A 10,536-nucleotide genomic window follows, 5' to 3' on the forward strand; every position below is an offset into this window, starting at 1 on the left:
ATGCACAGAATAAAAGACTGGTGGCTGCTTTTATCTTTTCAGAAAGTAAAGAAACTCCCTATGGGCATGAACTTGAACCTGGAATCCAGATGAGGTTAACCAACCGTAAAACAGGTAACGGACAAAAGATCAGCCTTGAAACGCTGTCCTCTCTGAAAGCCTCGGCAAGCAATGGCACCCCAGCGGTACTCCATGTCACAGAGGATAAAGATCAGATCAAACAGATTGCTGAGGTGGTTTCAAAAGTAGAAAGAATCCGCTTCCTGTACCCTCAGGGTCATCATGATTTCTATACCCAGGAAATGAGGTGGACCGAAAAAGAGGTTTTGGAAACCAGAACAGGGCTGGACATCAGAAGTCTTGAGCTTTCCGAAAGTGACAAAGCAGGTCTGAACGTAGCTAAAAACCCCGAAGTCATTAAACTTTTGAACAAATGGGGTGGCGGTGCTGCCTTCGAAAAGCTCTCCAAAAATGCGATCATCAGTTCTTCCGGGATTGGTTTGATCAGCATGCCGGAATACAGTGCGGAAAACTTTATTCTTGGTGGTGAAGCTGTTCAACGGGTTTGGTTAGATGCTAATTTAAAGGGCCTCTCCTTCCATCCTATTTCGGCACCATTATTCCTGTTCGCGCGTCTCCGTCAGGGCAATGGAGCAGAAATGCCTTCCAAAATGATTGAAGAGCTTAGTATTTTACAAGAATCTCTTTTTGAAGTGTTTCCTGTATTGCAAAAAGAGCAAGGTATATTTATGTTCAGGTTATCCTATGCAGATGAAGCGTCTGTAAGATCATTCAGAAAACCTTTGTCGAACGTACTTCAGTTTAATTAGAATTATGACCTTGATTAAATTCAGAGCCTTTAAAGCAACGGAGGATCCCGATACCTGTCAACGTTTCCTGAAAGGACATGTGAGTGTATTGGAAGACTACGGAATTACAAACATTACCACCAATAACAACCAATGGATGCATATGGATTGTGTGTATGGTGTAGTTGCAGAAACCGAAGATGGCGAAATGGTGGGCGGTATCCGTATACAGCTTGCCGATGGTGTTCATCCCTTGCCGGTAGAAAAGGCAGTTGGATATATGGATCCTACCCTATACGATTTGGTACGGGAGTATATTCCGGAAGGTGTAGGTGAACTTTGCGCACTATGGAATGCCAAATCTGTGGCCGGGCTTGGGATTAGTATTTTACTTACCCGTGCAGGGATATCGATCACCAATCAGGTCACTTGCAAAACATTGATGGGAATTTGTGCAGGCTATACCCTCAAAATGTTTAAAAAAGTAGGTTTTGTTATTGACAACACGCTTGGAAAGGGTGGAGAATTTGTCTACCCGAACGAAAATTACATAGCCTGGGTACTGGGTATATTAAATGCGAAAGAACTGGAAACAGCAGAGGATTATGACAGAGAGCGAATGTTAAGTTTGAGATACAATCCGGTGCAGCAATTTGTTGAGCAATCGAAAGTTGGCGATCTCGATGTTCATTATAATCTGATCATTCCACCTAAAGTTAATCCTTCAGCATGAAGAACTGGCTCTTAATTATCTTTCTTTCCTTCGCCTACATTTTTAACGCAGCGGGTGCTGATATTGTGATTAAAAATAAGGATACCAGAAGGAGTATTGGGAAGGACATTTTCGTCTATGTAGACAAGTCCCGGAAACTTGATATTCAGGATATTGTGAAAAGGACGGATTTTATTCGCAGTACGAAGTCAGTTCCCAATTTTGGCGTGGAAGATTACACGATATGGATCAGATTCTCTGTATTAAATCAGAGTGATGAGCCTGATCTGACCTTGCAAATCGATCACCCGGTATTGGACAACATTGAATTATATTCCGAACAGAACAGCCAGATTATTGTAAAGAAACTGGGTGAAGCCTACCCTTTTAATCATAGAATATACAACGACCCTTCTTTTATTTTCCAGTTGAATGTTCCAAAATCGCATGAAAAGGTATACTATATGAGAATAGAAAGCAGTGATAATATCCAGCTTCCCATTTTCATTGGAAAAGAAAGAAATATCATAGAATCCACAAAAAGCAAATATCTGATCTCCGGATTGTATCTGGGCATTATGCTCTCTATGCTATTGTATAATCTCTTTATTTATTTTACGGTAAGGGATAAGAGTTATCTTTATTATGTCGTTTATCTGATCATGGTGATCTTAACCCAGGCCAGTATACAGGGGTTCACCTTTAAATATTTATGGCCCGGAGTAAGTTGGCTTGCGATCTATAGTTCTTTTATTTTTCCTCCCCTGGTTGGTATAACGGCACTCCAGTTTGAGCGGTACTTCCTGAAAACGAAAGAGTGGTTGCCCAAAACGGACCGCTATGCTTCGGTATTTATCGTACTGTACATCAGTTCTATCGTATTGTCGCTTTTTTCACAATATGCCCTTGCATTTAAGCTCATTGAATTTACAGCCTCCACTGTATCCATGTACATGTTTTACATGGCTATAAAAATAAGTTCAAAAGGTTACAGACCAGCGACCTTCTTTCTATTATCCTGGTCGGTTTTCCTGATAGGGATCATTATTTACACCTTGAAAGATTTTGGCGTATTACCTTATAATGACCTGACCTATTACACCATGCCTTTTGGATCGGCATTGGAGGTTACCCTTCTGTCGTTTGCTCTTGCAGACAAGATCAATACGTACAGAAAGGAAAAAGAATACTCTCAGGCTGAAGCACTTCGTATTTCTCAGGAAAATGAAAGACTGATCCGGGAACAAAATATTGAATTGGAACAAAAAGTAAATGAAAGAACACTCGCTTTACAGGAATCCAACCATACCCTTGAGGTGACATTAAACGATCTGAAAGAAGCACAGTCTCAATTGGTCGATTCGGAAAAAATGGCTTCTTTAGGTCAATTGACGGCCGGTATCGCACATGAAATAAATAATCCGATCAATTTTGTCACTTCTAATATCAAGCCCCTGGAGCTTGATATCAATGATTTGAATTCGGTGATCAACCAATACGAAAAGCTCAATATTGAGGAAGATCTGGCGCCGCAAATTGCAAAAATTGAAGCCTTTAAAAAACAAATTGACATCAATTATGTAAGGGAAGAAATTACGTCGCTCCTCTCTGGAATTGGTGAAGGTGCCAGAAGAACTGCTGAAATCATCAGGAGCCTCAAAAACTTCAGTCGTCTTGATGAAAACGACACCAAACCAGTGGACTTAAATGAAGGTCTGGATTCTACATTGATCCTGATTAAAAACAATTTCCCTTCTTACCTGAAGATTGAAAAAGATTATGGAGCTCTTCCTCTGGTGGAGTGTTTGCCTGGAAAAATAAATCAGGTATTTATGAATCTGATTACCAATGCGGTACAAGCCATCAAATCCAAGGCTCAGCCCAATGAAGAGGAATTCCTCAGGATTCATACCTGGCAAGAAGGAGAACTGGTGAAGATCAGTATAAAAGATTCTGGAACAGGTATGTCGGAAGAAGTGAAACAAAAAATATTTGAACCTTTCTTCACTACAAAAGATGTGGGCGAAGGAACAGGCCTTGGCTTATCTATTGTATTCAGGATCATTGAAAACCATCATGGTACTATAGATGTTATCACTAATCTGAATCAAGGTACAGAATTTATTATTACCTTGCCGATAAACTCAAAATAACCACTTTATTATGAATACAACAACAGTCAGAGTTCTGTATATTGATGATGAAGAGAACAATTTGCATGCATTTAAAGCAAGCTTTCGAAGACAATATGAGATTTATACGGCTATTTCGGCCGCTGAAGGCTTGAAAATTCTGGAGAACGTTCCTGTAAATGTGATTATTGCAGATCAAAAAATGCCTGGAATGACAGGTGTAGAATTCTTTAAAAGCATCATCAATACCTACCCTGATCCTATACGGATTCTGCTGACTGGTTATACAGATATTGAAGCGCTTGCTGATGCGATTAATCATGGTGATATCTACAGATATATTACCAAACCCTGGAACGATCTTGAGTTGCACAATTCCATTAAAAATGCTTACGACGCTTACAAAGCAAAGATCGATCTTAGAAATAAAATAGCGGAACTGGAGAAGACAAACGATGAGTTAAACCGGTTCATTTACAGCATATCTCACGAACTCAGGGCTCCGCTGGTTTCTGTTCTGGGCATTGTGAATCTGGTTAAAATGGAAGACCTGTACGATTCAAGTGGCGAATACTGGAGCCTCATTGAGACTTGTTCCAACAAGCTGGATTATTATATACAAAAAACCCTTCAGTATTATAAAAACAATAAAACAGCCACAGATCTGTCTTCTATTAATTTTAAAAAATTGATTACAGAACTGATCGAACTCTACACCTATACAGACAAGTCTACAAATTTCATCGTTAATATAGAGCAAAATGAAGAGTTTATTGGAGATGCATTCAGAATAGAAGTCATCCTTGGGAACCTGATCTCCAATGCCATCAAATACCAAAATGTTAATGAGGAAAACAAACGCGTCAGTATTAATATTTCCGTAACCAGTTATGGAGCCGATATTTCAATAAACGACAATGGCGTAGGCATACTCAATGAACATCTGGAGAAAATCTTTACCCAGTTCTTTAAAGGTAAAAATCAGCATGGCAGTGGACTTGGACTATTTATTGTAAAAGAAGCACTCACAAAGATTCATGGAAAAATAGAAGTCAGTTCAAACGTAATTGATGGCACAACATTTAAAATCACCATACCAAATGCAAAATTCGACAAAGAGACTAAATAGAGTGATGCTAATTGATGATAATGAAGTTGACCTAAAAATAAACGCCAAAGTATTATCAATTTCTAACCTATTTGAACATATTATTTATTTTAAATCCGGAGAATCAGGTCTGACCTATTTGAAGAAACACATTCATCATCCTGAAGAATTACCTGATCTTATTTTACTGGACATACAAATGCCGGATATGAATGGATTTGAATTTCTTGATTATTATAAAAGGCTGCCAAAGTCTTTCATTGACAATTGTATCATCACTATTTTATCTTCCACTCTGGATTTTGGTGACATCAAAAAAGCGGAAGCCAATACCTATGTGGCAAAAATGTTCATGAAACCTTTAAATCCAAAAGAACTGGGAGATTTTCTCCATCTCTTATAAATCGTAATATGATGCAACAAGAATCCCCACCGCCGAATAGAAAAGAGAAACTCTTGAGCTGGTTAAAGAAAATCGGGATTTGGGGGTTTCTTTTTTTTCTTGTGAAAGGTTTATTGTGGTTGGTTTTAGGTTATTGGGTTTTAAATTGATATGATTATTAAGAAAAAGGAACATTGGTTTTTAATGCTTTTTATATGGAGGCGTTCGGTATTACCTGCCTTGCTTCCAAGACTGATATTATTGCTGTTGTTCTCTATTGCAGTAGTGTTATGCCGTCCTTATTTATTGGCGCTTAAAGCAGAACTTAACCCTACCCCTTTTACACTTTTCGGAATTGCACTTGCCTTATTCTTAGGTTTCAGGAACAATGCCAGCTATGACCGCTTTTGGGAAGCCAGAAAACTTTGGGGTGCCTTGCTTAATGATACGCGCTCCCTGGCCAGACAGGTCTTAACCTTATGCCGTTATGAAAAGGGTGCTGCTGCGCCGGCGCTGTTCATTAACTATCTTATTGCTTTTACTTATGCTTTAAAACATCAGCTCAGACATACAGATGCAACAGCAGACATGGACAGACTTCTGCCTGCTGAACTTTCAGCTGAATTAACTACGGCGCGTTACAAACCGATTCTGCTGCTTAAAGAAATGGCAGCCTGGGTTCAGGACAGCCGTGAGCAACAGAAGCTTGATCCCATCCTTCAGCTTGCCTTTGAGGAGAATTTCAATAAGCTTTCTGATATTGTTGGCGGATGTGAAAGAATTGCCGGAACACCGATTCCTTTTACATACAGCATTCTTTTGCATCGGACTGTTTATATTTATTGTTTCCTCCTGCCTTTTGGTTTTGTGGCAAGTTTGGGCTGGTTTACGCCATTGATTGTGGTCTTCATCGCTTATACTTTTGTGGCCCTGGAAGCCATTGCAGATGAGATCGAGGAACCATTTGGTCTGGAATCGAATGACCTGGCGTTAAATGCCATGTCCAAAATGATAGAGAACACCCTGCTGGAAATAAATGGGCAGCAACTGGCGCCAATGCCACCGGAAAAGGAAGATATTATTGATTAGTCTTATTGGACAGTCTTTTTTTCTTCCTGTTTGTTTTAAAAACAATGTATTCCATTAACTGTTCTTAAATGGCTAAGCAGCCTATGCATCCATGACAAAAAACCGAGCTTCTATTTACAGTGCCCTATTGGCAAATCTACTCATTGCCATAGTTAAGTTTATAGCCGGTGCAAGAACAAATAGTTCGTCCATGATTTCTGAAGGTATTCATTCTGTTGTAGATACGATCAATGAAATATTACTTTTATACGGATTAAAAAGGAGTCAGAAACCGCCTGATAAACTCAGGCCATTTGGTTATGGTAAGGAATTGTATTTCTGGTCTTTTATCGTATCTATTCTTATTTTTGGTTTAGGAGGTGGGCTATCCATTTACCAGGGTATATTACACATCCTGGATCCTGAACCACCCGGCGATCCTGGATGGAATTACGCTGTATTGATTTTTTCTGCAATCTTCGAAGGGACTTCTTTAATCATTGCTGTTAAAGCCTTTAACCACACTCGTGGTGAACTTTCTTTTTGGAAAGCTGTGGTCAAAAGCAAAGATCCAACCAGCTTTCTGGTCTTGTTTGAAGATGGTGCCGCAGTAACTGGTCTGGCTATTGTATTTGTTATGATGCAATTAAATCATGCCTTTAACTTACCTGTTCTGGACGGTGTTGCATCTGTTCTTGTAGGTTTACTCCTGGTCTTTGTTTCTTTAATTCTGGCCAGGGAAAGCAGAAGTCTTCTAATGGGCGAAGGCATTTCGCCGGAGACTCAAAAAAAGATCATTGCCATTGCCGAGAATGATAAGGCCGTGATTAAAGTGGCCAATGTGCTGTCTACCTATCAGTCTCCTGAGGAAATCATGTTGATGCTGATCATTTATTTTAAAGAGGATCTTGATACGGAAGACATTACGGATTCTATTGACAGGATAAGGACGGCGATTAAACAGGAATATCAACTGGTTGAATTTGTGATCATTCAACCGCAAACCCTTAGTCTTCCAAAATCCTGAATATTTAGCTTTTGATCCCTCCAAATATGCTAAAGAGAATTACACACAATACGATCAGCGTAATAAAGATATAAAGTTGATCTCTTTCCAGTATAAAAGCAAACAGTGAACAAGCTACCCTGAGAATAGGTGTCGCAATGAGCACCAGTACGCCTAACTGAATGATCTCTGTAGTACTTAATCTTAAAGCCCCCTTAAATATCCCCGAAAACGTGGTGTAGCCGGCGCCTTCTCCTTTAAAGACTCTATAGTCGGGCACGCCGCCTTGTCCGTGTTGTGTCAGATAGACAATACCACCGATTAAGACCACAAGGCTCGCTGTAATTACTCCTGTAATCAGCATTTGTCCTACCAGTTGTTCTACATCTTTGTCTGCCCAGTAGTGTTTAGAAAATATCTTTTTCATCTTTAATGCTGTTAAAATTTATGCTGATAACCATTATAGATCATTTCAATGGCCACAAATGTAATGGCAATACAGAAAATGATCCGTAAAACTTTGGGATTCATCCTGGTGAGAAGTTTGGAGCCTGTAAACGCTCCGCCAAGAACACCTAAAATTACCGGAAAAGCAATACCCGGATCCATATAACCGCGTTGTAAATATACGACTGCACTTGCAGCAGCCGTAACGCCAATCATGAAGTTACTGGTGGTGGTACTCACCTTAAAAGGGATTTTCATCGTGGTGTCCATCGCTAAAACCTTTAAGGCGCCAGAACCTATACCCAACAAACCGGAAACTACACCTGCAACGGTCATCAAAGAAAAACCGCCGGCTATATTTCTAAGTTTGTAGGCTACTTTCTTTCCGTTTACGGGATAGTCGCTGTTCAGTTTCAGCAGTTCGGAAAGTCTGCTGCCTTCAGTAAGCGCGACTTCATTTTTCTTGCGCAGTGTCATGGCTGCTGAAAAGATAAGGATGCCTCCAAAAAGCATGGCAATGGTATTGGTTGGGGTATATACGGCAATCAGGGCTCCCATCACAGCGCCAATGGTTGTCGCAATTTCAAGGAACATGCCCAGGCGGATATTGGTGATGCCTTCTTTAACGTAGGCACTCGCTGCTCCCGAAGAGGTGGCAATGGAGGCTAAAAGGGCTGCGCCAATGGCGTATCTGATGTCTACGTGAAAAACGAGTGTGAGCAGGGGAATCACGACAACGCCTCCTCCCAGGCCGGTTAATGATCCGAGTAAACCTGCCAGGTAAGCGCCTGCCAGCAAGATCAGGGTAAATGTAAGTATGGTCATTTTAGTAATTGTTGTCTAAGATTTGTTGAAGTACTTGTTGGGCGAGTTTAGGTTTCCCTGATTTTATCGCTTTAAATAATTCCTCGTGCAGATGATGGCTCAGGGCGAAATGGCTGATGCCTGTTTTTTCGCGCGCTGAGAAAAATTTCCGGATAATTGCGGTAAAGCTGTTGTACAAATCTGCGAGTACACTATTGGATGATGCCTTGGCTATGGCCATGTGGAAAGCGATATCGGCGTCAATACATTGTTGCTGTTGTTCTGCGTGAATAGCGAGTTTCCGGTCTTCCAGTTTTTCGTCCATCAGTAAGATATCTTCTTTTCTTGAATGAATGGCTGCGAGTTTAACCAATTCATTCTCCAGCAATCTTCTTACCGAATTGATTTCATCGAAGTCTGCACGGATCAGCCGCTGGTCTATGGTTTCGGTGTCTTTTGCCGAATTGACAAAGGTCCCTGATCCTTGTTGTACTTTCAAGGTACCGGACATGGCTAGTGATTTGATCGCTTCTCTTATGGTTGACCTTCCTACGCCATACTGCTTCATCAGTTCTGGCTCTGCCGGGATTTTCTCCCCTTCCTGGTATTTCCCTTTAGAAATATCTGTTTTGATTTGTTCACAAACCCGGTCAGACAATCTTTCTGTTTTTTCCATTTCTTCGTTTTAAGCACACAAACATATGATGTTTAAATTAAACATCATATGTTTGTGTGCTTAAAATTACGTTTGCATTACATAATACTTGAGTTAAGGAAGAAAATTAAGAGGTGAATTAGGAGGTGAATTAGGAGGTGAATTAGGAGGTGAATTAGTAGAAAAATTCTGTACATCTGCTTCAAGGCTAACGATATCAGGTGCGCGAAGAGCGCACAGATCTCTGAGGCCTTTCCGCAGAGTACGAGAATTTTTCTTAGCAAATTGCAGAGGAAGGAGGTGAGCCATGCATGGCGTATATTAGGCTTTCTTATAACTGCTTTTCGCCTCTCCAACTAACTCTTTTCCAGCTTAATCGAAAAATAATTATTATGAATAAGATTTACAAAAGACATCATCCATAAACTCCTCTACGCCATACCCGGACTCTCCTCCCAGCTTAAGCGCCATGAAAACGTCAATATTACTCCGAGGAGACCTCAGCTTTGAAGCAAGACGCGCAGCGGCGCAAAAAAGCGTTAGTCTCCGAAGAGTATATTGACGTTTTACGACAGCTTAACTATTCTTTTAAACCTCAGCTTTGAAGCAAGACACGCAGCGGCGCGAAAAAGCGTTAGTCTCCGAAGAGTATATTGACGTTTTACGACAGCTTAACCATCATTTTACCACTACTTGTTATTTTGTTGATAGGAATAGCTTGCTTTTTCCTCTTTTTTCCCTCCAAACAAACCAATATTTAAAGAAAACGAGACACCCATGGATTTCAGACTGGCATCGCCATAGCCAATTCCGGTAAGCGGTAATTTCATAAAAGGCGCCACTCCGATACTAACTCCTCTGCTAATTTCCCGGTCAAAGCTGACCGATACATTGGCAATGCCAAATAAATGTTGATTTTGATTGTTAATTTCCAAATTAGACACCTTCTGGTTTGGACCTGCATTTCCGGTGATAAATTGATATTTCTCTTTTAGCATAAAATAGCTTGAAAGGCCGGCGTTAAGGCTAACAGAAAGTTTCTTCTTGTTATACACCTTATAATTTGCATTGATCGGAATATCCAGCACATTACAATCCGCATCTACCTGCCATGCCGTTCCTGGAGTGGCATATCCATTTCCTGTTGGTGCAGTACCACCGGAGTTATATAGTTTTCTGGAATATATTGCTCCTGAAGTAAGACTGATTTTTTTTGTCAGGCTATAGGTTGCCAGCAGACCGACATTAGAGCTCAGTTTAGAAGACATATTTTGTTTTGCGGTGGAAACATCAGGTGCTGCCATCAGACTTAAAACAAGTCCGTTGTTTTTTGCTAGTCCAGCTTCCATTTTCTTTCTCACACTTCTCTGAACCTCTTCCCATTCCCCATCGTTTGCCACTTTTTTGTTTTTT

10 protein-coding genes and 1 pseudogene are annotated in these 10,536 nt (G+C 40.4%); 7 read left to right on the top strand and 4 right to left on the bottom strand.

Going from position 1 to position 10,536, the window contains the following annotated elements; all coding sequences use genetic code 11:
* The 7 genes and pseudogenes from VNZ46_RS18205 to VNZ46_RS18235 form a co-directional block, all read left to right on the top strand.
* Nucleotides 1–830 (top strand): annotated as a pseudogene (locus VNZ46_RS18205) (hypothetical protein); the annotation flags it as partial.
* Nucleotides 831–834: 4 nt separating this feature from the next.
* Complete coding sequence (locus VNZ46_RS18210) at nt 835–1,542, top strand: hypothetical protein (RefSeq protein WP_325561453.1); 708 nt, start codon at nt 835–837, stop codon at nt 1,540–1,542.
* Nucleotides 1,539–3,674, top strand: coding sequence for a sensor histidine kinase (locus VNZ46_RS18215; RefSeq protein WP_325561454.1), 2,136 nt, complete (start codon nt 1,539–1,541; stop codon nt 3,672–3,674). Before VNZ46_RS18210 ends, VNZ46_RS18215 begins: the two co-directional genes overlap by 4 nt.
* A gap of 10 nt (nt 3,675–3,684) precedes the next feature.
* A complete protein-coding gene (locus VNZ46_RS18220; RefSeq protein ID WP_325561455.1) occupies nt 3,685–4,782 on the top strand; it encodes a hybrid sensor histidine kinase/response regulator in 1,098 nt (365 codons plus the stop codon).
* 4 nt (nt 4,783–4,786) lie between these two features.
* Nucleotides 4,787–5,164, top strand: coding sequence for a response regulator (locus VNZ46_RS18225; protein ID WP_325561462.1), 378 nt, complete (start codon nt 4,787–4,789; stop codon nt 5,162–5,164).
* 150 nt (nt 5,165–5,314) lie between these two features.
* On the top strand, nt 5,315–6,232 hold the full coding sequence (locus VNZ46_RS18230) for a bestrophin family protein (protein WP_325561456.1): 918 nt from the start codon (nt 5,315–5,317) through the stop codon (nt 6,230–6,232).
* 91 nt (nt 6,233–6,323) lie between these two features.
* Nucleotides 6,324–7,238, top strand: coding sequence for a cation diffusion facilitator family transporter (locus VNZ46_RS18235; RefSeq protein ID WP_325561457.1), 915 nt, complete (start codon nt 6,324–6,326; stop codon nt 7,236–7,238).
* A 4-nt stretch (nt 7,239–7,242) separates the two neighbouring features.
* Here VNZ46_RS18235 and VNZ46_RS18240 read toward each other — a convergent pair whose 3' ends face one another.
* From VNZ46_RS18240 to VNZ46_RS18255, 4 genes are all read right to left on the bottom strand, one after another.
* Nucleotides 7,243–7,644, bottom strand: a complete 402-nt coding sequence (locus tag VNZ46_RS18240; RefSeq protein WP_325561458.1) for a DUF1634 domain-containing protein — start codon at nt 7,642–7,644, stop codon at nt 7,243–7,245.
* 11 nt (nt 7,645–7,655) lie between these two features.
* Complete coding sequence (locus VNZ46_RS18245) at nt 7,656–8,489, bottom strand: sulfite exporter TauE/SafE family protein (protein WP_325561459.1); 834 nt, start codon at nt 8,487–8,489, stop codon at nt 7,656–7,658.
* A gap of 1 nt (nt 8,490) precedes the next feature.
* Nucleotides 8,491–9,144 (bottom strand): FadR/GntR family transcriptional regulator, encoded by a 654-nt coding sequence (locus VNZ46_RS18250; protein ID WP_325561460.1) that lies wholly within the window; start codon nt 9,142–9,144, stop codon nt 8,491–8,493.
* A gap of 668 nt (nt 9,145–9,812) precedes the next feature.
* Nucleotides 9,813–10,536, bottom strand: a 724-nt coding sequence (locus VNZ46_RS18255; protein ID WP_325561461.1) for an outer membrane beta-barrel protein, incomplete at its 5' end; no start/stop codon positions are given.

Origin of the sequence: Pedobacter sp., from assembly GCF_035566355.1 — a bacterium.
GTDB lineage: Bacteria > Bacteroidota > Bacteroidia > Sphingobacteriales > Sphingobacteriaceae > Pedobacter.

Bases quoted from the DNA above. Each gene is read 5' to 3' on its own strand.
- VNZ46_RS18210 (WP_325561453.1), top strand. From the start codon at position 835: ATGACCTTGATTAAATTCAGAGCCTTTAAAGCAACGGAGGATCCCGAT.
- VNZ46_RS18215 (WP_325561454.1), top strand. From the start codon at position 1,539: ATGAAGAACTGGCTCTTAATTATCTTTCTTTCCTTCGCCTACATTTTT.
- VNZ46_RS18220 (WP_325561455.1), top strand. From the start codon at position 3,685: ATGAATACAACAACAGTCAGAGTTCTGTATATTGATGATGAAGAGAAC.
- VNZ46_RS18225 (WP_325561462.1), top strand. From the start codon at position 4,787: ATGCTAATTGATGATAATGAAGTTGACCTAAAAATAAACGCCAAAGTA.
- VNZ46_RS18230 (WP_325561456.1), top strand. From the start codon at position 5,315: ATGATTATTAAGAAAAAGGAACATTGGTTTTTAATGCTTTTTATATGG.
- VNZ46_RS18235 (WP_325561457.1), top strand. From the start codon at position 6,324: ATGACAAAAAACCGAGCTTCTATTTACAGTGCCCTATTGGCAAATCTA.
- VNZ46_RS18240 (WP_325561458.1), bottom strand. From the start codon at position 7,644: ATGAAAAAGATATTTTCTAAACACTACTGGGCAGACAAAGATGTAGAA.
- VNZ46_RS18245 (WP_325561459.1), bottom strand. From the start codon at position 8,489: ATGACCATACTTACATTTACCCTGATCTTGCTGGCAGGCGCTTACCTG.
- VNZ46_RS18250 (WP_325561460.1), bottom strand. From the start codon at position 9,144: ATGGAAAAAACAGAAAGATTGTCTGACCGGGTTTGTGAACAAATCAAA.